Origin of the sequence: Culturomica sp., from assembly GCF_003524185.1 — a bacterium.
Taxonomy (GTDB): Bacteria; Bacteroidota; Bacteroidia; order Bacteroidales; family Marinifilaceae; genus Culturomica; species Culturomica massiliensis.
Genome location: NZ_DOED01000013.1, coordinates 86284 through 92603, shown reverse-complemented (window position 1 = coordinate 92603; position 6320 = coordinate 86284). Strand labels below are relative to the sequence as shown.

The 6320-nt window shown below is 38.9% G+C and carries 8 protein-coding genes; all 8 read left to right on the top strand.

The window, feature by feature from the left end; all coding sequences use genetic code 11:
* On the top strand, positions 1-503 hold a 503-nt coding region (locus tag DD657_RS05645; protein ID WP_287048933.1), incomplete at its 5' end, for a hypothetical protein.
* A 200-nt stretch (positions 504-703) separates the two neighbouring features.
* Positions 704-913 carry a hypothetical protein gene (locus DD657_RS05640; protein WP_287048931.1) on the top strand — a complete coding sequence of 70 codons (210 nt, stop codon included), beginning with the start codon at positions 704-706 and terminating at the stop codon, positions 911-913.
* Between the two features lie 222 nt (positions 914-1135).
* A complete protein-coding gene (locus DD657_RS05635) occupies positions 1136-1411 on the top strand; it encodes a hypothetical protein (protein WP_021988502.1) in 276 nt (91 codons plus the stop codon).
* A gap of 438 nt (positions 1412-1849) precedes the next feature.
* Positions 1850-2266, top strand: a complete 417-nt coding sequence (locus DD657_RS05630) for a hypothetical protein (protein WP_118774511.1) — start codon at positions 1850-1852, stop codon at positions 2264-2266.
* 450 nt (positions 2267-2716) lie between these two features.
* Positions 2717-3283, top strand: a complete 567-nt coding sequence (locus tag DD657_RS05625) for a hypothetical protein (RefSeq protein WP_287048930.1) — start codon at positions 2717-2719, stop codon at positions 3281-3283.
* A gap of 4 nt (positions 3284-3287) precedes the next feature.
* Entirely contained in the window at positions 3288-3659 is a 372-nt protein-coding gene (locus DD657_RS05620) for a hypothetical protein (protein WP_068689831.1), read from the top strand.
* Between the two features lie 157 nt (positions 3660-3816).
* Positions 3817-5130 (top strand): anaerobic C4-dicarboxylate transporter family protein, encoded by a 1314-nt coding sequence (locus DD657_RS05615; RefSeq protein WP_021988498.1) that lies wholly within the window; start codon positions 3817-3819, stop codon positions 5128-5130.
* A 24-nt stretch (positions 5131-5154) separates the two neighbouring features.
* Positions 5155-6216 (top strand): L-asparaginase 2, encoded by a 1062-nt coding sequence (gene ansB, locus DD657_RS05610; protein WP_021988497.1) that lies wholly within the window; start codon positions 5155-5157, stop codon positions 6214-6216.
* The last annotated feature ends 104 nt before the right edge of the window (positions 6217-6320 follow it).

The window sequence follows — 6320 nt, the reverse complement described above, 5'->3', positions numbered from 1 at the left end:
TAGGATGTCTGTTGCTAATAACTGTGTATGTATCCGGACAAAACTGGAATAAAATATTTAAGGATATATATAAAAATCACTTTCTAGTAAAAGATAATGAATGTGCTATTTATGGTTTTTACAACTTATGGAAAAATTCTGAGTTTTTAAAAAGGATGAAAACTATTTCCATGATTGATACTGTTTTCATTCTCCAAAGAAATAGTATAGAATCATATGCACTATCCTCAACAATTTGGAACCGACAGGATTCTTTAATTGTTTCTTCTGAAGATCAAGGAAAAACATTCAATGTTGAAAATGAATCATCTTTTACAAATTACATGACAAAATTGGTATCTGAATGGAATACAGTAGAAATAAAAAAAGAAGAAATTGAAAATGCTGTACTCTCCAGTGAAATAATTGTAGCCATTCGTATCATTTTTAATAAAAATAAATACAGGATTGATTATTTATTTTTTAATGATTTTTTTAATATTGAACGCGATCGTTGGAAATAATAAGTTTTAATTAAACTAAATAGAAGATGGAAAAAGAAACAATTTAATTATAAAACAGGCAAATAATTACCATATATTGAAGAGTTCCCACATTGGATTTTAATTTTTCAAACAACAAATTAACATCAGTGGATTATTATTGCTAGTAAATTTTTTCGAATAGCACTTTATCCTGTCCCCTGTATATTGTTGAGAAAACGATGATAGCTGCCATTGAACATCACGTAAATCCAACGACGGGCACCCCTACACTGGGTAAGGAATTGGCTGCACAGTGGACAACTCCGGAATTACTGCTTTCAGGCTTGAGTATAGGTGTGGGTGGATGGCAGGGAATAACAAAAGGAGCTGCTAAAATAGATATAAAGCCAGCAGAAAATGTAATAAAAATCTACACAACATGGTATTAATCAAGCAATAACACATGGATTTAAAACTTCTGACATTTTAAAGATTGTTAGAGAAGGGAAAACGGTTGAGGCAGTTGGGCGATTCGGTTCTCAAACACGTTATACATTAGGAGGGAATACCGTTGTTGTAAATGCCCAAGGGAAAGTTATTCGTGTATTTAGTAACGCTCCAGAAACAACCCAAGGACTAAATAAAGGATTTTTTATATCATTTCCATCATCATGAAAACTCTAATTGAAAATATCAATCAAGTTTTAGCCGAATGGGATCCTATAGGTGTCGGCGAATTTACCGCAAAAGATGAATATAAAGGATATATACCACTAATCCTCAAATCTATTCATGATAAGCAATCATTAATGAATTGTTTGACTGATATTTTAGTAAACAATATGGGATTAGACTATAACTCTTCCAACAAATCACATGTTGAAAATATGGAACAAGTATGTAAAAAAATAATACATGTATACCACATGAACAAAACACTGAAATAGCAAAATGGCCAAATTCTCAGAACGTTCCGAATACAATATATTATATTGCAGAGGGTAATCCTATCAAGGGAAGTATATATAAAGCTAGTATTAGAACTATTTTTGGGAATTCCCGCCAGGGAGTATTAACAGATAAATTTATCGCTTTATCACCAACAACAGTATTAAATCATGAAGTTGACCATGCTCTACGCCATAATAATGATCCTAAAGGGCACTGGAAAGATTCAAATACTAAGAATAAAGAGTATAGGACTGAAGAAGAACGGCGGGTTATTACAGGATCAGAGCAACGAACAGCAAAAGTTCTGGGAGAAATAAAAGAAGGTGAAGTGACTCGCACAAATATTAAAGGGATTTTATTTACAACGGAAAATTCAGTTTCAAATAAAGATGTAAATGAAACAACTGTAAAACCTACTAAATCGAAGAAAAAAAATGAAAACGATATTGATAATTAATTTACTATTATTATTACAAGTCGATAGTAAGGATTGCCTGAAAAGCGCAGATAAAATCATTTTAAAATATGCCGGATTTGATTTGGAAACAATAATAGAAATTACTCCACAACATTTTGATGTTGCATTTGTAGATGATTGCTACATTAAAATATATGAAGATTCAATTTATATTAATAAAATTCTCCATTTACTGAAAGAATTAAAAGTACAAGATAGGGACAGTACTTTCGGAATAAATACCCGTGCTAAAATAGAGCTATATAATGCCGACAAGGTATGTAATATTTATTTAGACCAATTTGCAGTCTTAATTAATGGCATCGAATATAAAAATACTCCTGAATTATGCGCAGAATTTGAAAAATTGCAAGCTAAACCGCTAGACGATTAATCCGCTCTTGCCAGTACCCGGGGACGGAGGTAAAGTGCTAATTGCTGGTGAATTTTGCCGAATAAATACAGCCTTACTCATGAGTAGACCGCTTAAAACAGATGGGGACGGGGCATTTGTACACACACTTGCCTTGTCCCCTTGCCTTCCTCACATGAGATTCGCCGGAGATTCGCCTTATTAACTCCGGTACAACTCCGGTACAACTCCGGTATAACTCCGGTATAACTCCGGTACAACTGCGGTGGAGACCGTTCTTATACCGGAGTTATACCGCAGCTGTAGCGTCATAAATATAGCCATAAGTAAACGTATACCGAATACAACTCCCCGCCTGCAAAAGTAAAAAACGACTCTCACAATAAATTCTCTTTTATGACAAATGAAATTCCATATTTGTTTGAAATATAGTTAAAAAATATTATCTTTATCATTATTAATTTACAATCTATGGAAATAATCATCAATATCACAGAGGAAGAATTATCAGCTCCTGAAAGAAATCTCATAAAAGAATGTCTCGGGATAGAGGATGAAACTACATTTACTCATGCCTTATCTAAATTGGCTAAATCCTCTTTTATGGAATATACGAAAATGTTTATTGAAAAAGGACTTCCGACAAGGGCCGATGAGATCAAACAAGAAAGACTCTTTTTTCTGTTAATTCACTATTTCGGTAATCGTTTACCTACAGAAAACGAACTATCGTCTATTTTTCAACTGACACAATCGCAAAGTAAATCATTATTACGGAATACAAAGTCAAGATATAGAACCAAAATTGCAAATTTTATAAAAGCAACTTTATTAACCACATTTCGTTCCTTTGTTCTTAATAAAGAAGCTGACTATTACGAATTCATATGTACCTCTCCTACCATCATTGAAGAATTGAATCTGATAATAAGTCAAAAAGAAGGAGCTTTAGAGGCGATTTCAAAAGTAAAAGGATCAGCTTGCAAATATCAGTGTTCTATCGATACTTACAATTTATTAAACAAAGAGCTTGCATAATCTTATGGCAGAAACTTTATCGGCAGTCAGTGTTTTACTTGTTTTTCTTACAGTTCTTTTGAGTTCAATAGAGCAAAACGTAGAAACGATTTTGTCCAAAAGACCTCAGCAAGAACACAAAGACAAAATGAGAAAGTATAAAAAAAAGATAAAAAACATCTTGTATTTTAAACTTATTCCTGTATTCTTGATTTATACAATCGTATTTTATACTTTGTTACCCAGCACAATTGAAATAATTTCTGTCAGTACTTTTTCCTTCTGGCATTTCGATACATTAAATACAATTTTTGTTTTTGTGGAAGTAGGATTGTTGGGGTTAGTCATATATTCCATAAGTAAAGTCATTACTTTATTTCAAGAACTTTATAAGTAACTCCGGGTAAACATCCGGGGACGGGGTAAATGTACACATATTTGCTTTGTCCCTGTGTGTTCCCGTACCAGAGGATAAGGTGAAGCTATTCCACTGTATTTTTGAAACATTTTTATACTTTTGGGAGTACAAAATTCAATAACTTAAATACAATCGGATGCTATTGCAATTAGCTTTTGTTTTGACTGCTATTATCGTAGGAGCACGCCTGGGAGGTATCGGTCTGGGTGTGATGGGAGGTATAGGCCTGGGGATACTGACCTTTGTTTTCGGACTGCAACCGACCTCTCCCCCTATCGATGTCATGCTGATGATTGTGGCCGTAATTACGGCCGCCTCCTGCATGCAGGCAGCAGGAGGACTCGATCTGATGGTGAAGGTAGCCGAACGTTTGCTCAGAAAACATCCGTCCAGGATCACCCTCCTCAGTCCGCTGGTAACCTACATTTTCACCTTCGTGGCCGGTACAGGGCACGTCGCCTATTCCGTACTTCCGGTTATCGCAGAAGTCGCCCGCGAAACTAAAATCCGTCCGGAACGGCCTTTGGGAATCGCTGTCATTGCTTCACAACAAGCTATCACCGCCAGTCCCATTTCGGCCGCAACAGTAGCTTTACTGGGATTACTGGCCGGTTTCAATATTTCGCTTATCCAGATTCTGATGATTACCATCCCGGCGACTCTGTTCGGCGTACTATTGGGAGCCCTTTACTCGTTACGGGTAGGTAAAGACCTGACAGAAGACCCCGAATACCAACGCCGCTTGAAAGAGGGCCTGCTCAATGACAGTCATTATGAGTTGAAAGATATACACAATAAACACAAAGCATCGCTATCGGTTCTGATATTTATCGTGGCTACAGTTTTCATCGTGATATTCGGTTCTTTCGATACCCTGCGTCCGGCCCACATCATCGACGGAAAAACCGTCATAACCGATATGCCCTCCATTATCGAAATACTGATGCTGTCGGCTGCCGCCCTTATATTGCTTCTGACTAAAACCAACGGACTGAAAGCCGTACAAGGCAGCGTTTTTTCAGCGGGAATGCAGGCTGTGGTTGCTATTTTCGGCATCGCCTGGATGGGCGACACTTTTTTGCAAGGCAATATGACAGCCCTAAAAACTTCCATCGAAGGCATCGTTACTCAAATGCCCTGGCTATTCGGTATCGCCCTGTTCGTCATGTCCATACTGCTCTATAGCCAGGCCGCAACGGTACGGGCCTTTATGCCCCTCGGCCTTGCCCTAGGTATTTCGCCTTATCTGCTGATCGCCATGTTTCCGGCTGTAAACGGCTACTTTTTTATCCCCAACTACCCTACGGTCGTTGCAGCCATTAATTTCGACCGGACGGGTACGACACGCATCGGGAAATACGTCCTCAACCATTCTTTCATGATGCCCGGACTGATAGCAACCATTGTATCAGTGACAACCGGACTCATCCTTGTAAAACTGATATTCTGACAAACAAACTAAACTAATACTACCATGAAAACCTACAGATTCATTCTATTCTTTTTTATCCTTACGGCGCTATCTATAGCGCAAGGAATAGCACAAAAACTCCCTAATATTCATATCCTCGCCACAGGCGGTACGATTGCCGGTACAGGGAGTAGTGCCACCGGCACGGCCTATACTGCCGGACAAGTCGCTATAGCCGACCTGATTGATGCCGTCCCGGAACTGAAAAAAATCGCTAACATTACGGGAGAACAGATTGTCAAGATCGGTTCCCAGGATATGTCCGATGAAGTATGGCTGAAACTGGCTCACTACCTGAATACACTACTCAAGCGTCCGGATGTAGACGGAGTGGTAATTACCCACGGTACCGATACAATGGAAGAGACGGCCTTTTTCCTGAATCTCGTTTTAAAAAGTAACAAACCCGTTGTACTGGTCGGTGCTATGCGCCCTTCTACGTCACTTAGTGCCGACGGTCCGCTGAACCTTTACAATGCCGTCGTTACTGCCGGATCCCCTGAATCTATAGGGAAAGGCGTACTTATCGTTATGAACGGCAGTATCCTCGGAGCACATGCCGCAACCAAAATGAATACCATAAACGTTCAGGCTTTTCAGGCCCCGAATTCCGGCCCTTTGGGTTACGTATTCAACGGCAAGGCAAACTATAATCAAAATACAGACAAGATACATACCATCCAATCCGTTTTCGATGTCTCCGACCTGAATACACTTCCGAAAGTAGGCATCGTCTACAGCTATTCCAATGTCGAACCGGAAGCTTTAAATGCCCTAATCGAACATAACTACGCCGGTATCGTCCACGCCGGAGTCGGCAACGGCAATATCCACAAAAACTTATTCGATAAATTAGCAAATGCCAGCAGCAAAGGTATATTGGTTGTCCGTTCCAGCCGGGTACCTACTGGCCCGACAACACAGGATGCCGAAGTTGACGACACCCGTTACGGTTTTATTGCTTCCCAAGAACTCAATCCCCAAAAGGCCCGCATTCTGTTGATGCTTGCCTTAACCCGAACCAAAGATCCGAAAGTCATACAGACATACTTTAACAACTACTAGACAAAACAGGGCGCGACACAAATCACGCCCTGTTTTATTCGTTAAGGTTCAAAACAGAAATTCAGAAACCAGTACCGCTACTTCGCAAACACAACAACAAATAT

Excerpts from the sequence above, each read along its gene's own strand:
- DD657_RS05625 (WP_287048930.1), top strand. The coding sequence starts at position 2,717 with ATGGAAATAATCATCAATATCACAGAGGAAGAATTATCAGCTCCTGAA.
- DD657_RS05620 (WP_068689831.1), top strand. The coding sequence starts at position 3,288 with ATGGCAGAAACTTTATCGGCAGTCAGTGTTTTACTTGTTTTTCTTACA.
- ansB (WP_021988497.1), top strand. The coding sequence starts at position 5,155 with ATGAAAACCTACAGATTCATTCTATTCTTTTTTATCCTTACGGCGCTA.
- DD657_RS05635 (WP_021988502.1), top strand. The coding sequence starts at position 1,136 with ATGAAAACTCTAATTGAAAATATCAATCAAGTTTTAGCCGAATGGGAT.
- DD657_RS05630 (WP_118774511.1), top strand. The coding sequence starts at position 1,850 with ATGAAAACGATATTGATAATTAATTTACTATTATTATTACAAGTCGAT.
- DD657_RS05640 (WP_287048931.1), top strand. The coding sequence starts at position 704 with ATGATAGCTGCCATTGAACATCACGTAAATCCAACGACGGGCACCCCT.
- DD657_RS05615 (WP_021988498.1), top strand. The coding sequence starts at position 3,817 with ATGCTATTGCAATTAGCTTTTGTTTTGACTGCTATTATCGTAGGAGCA.